A 275-nucleotide genomic window follows, 5' to 3' on the forward strand; every position below is an offset into this window, starting at 1 on the left:
TCGGAAACGGGGGCTAATACCGAATACGACACGGTCTCGCATGAGATCCGTGTGGAAAGTTTTTCGGTCTGGGATGGTCTCGCGGCCTATCAGCTTGTTGGTGGGGTAATGGCCTACCAAGGCGACGACGGGTAGCCGGCCTGAGAGGGCGACCGGCCACACTGGGACTGAGACACGGCCCAGACTCCTACGGGAGGCAGCAGTGGGGAATATTGCACAATGGGCGGAAGCCTGATGCAGCGACGCCGCGTGAGGGATGACGGCCTGGTTGTAAC

1 rRNA gene is annotated in these 275 nt (G+C 60.7%); it reads left to right on the forward strand.

Annotated features, from left to right (window positions below):
* Nucleotides 1-275 (forward strand): 16S ribosomal RNA (locus DMB66_RS60690); the annotation flags it as partial.

It is taken from the genome of Actinoplanes sp. ATCC 53533, from assembly GCF_003947245.1.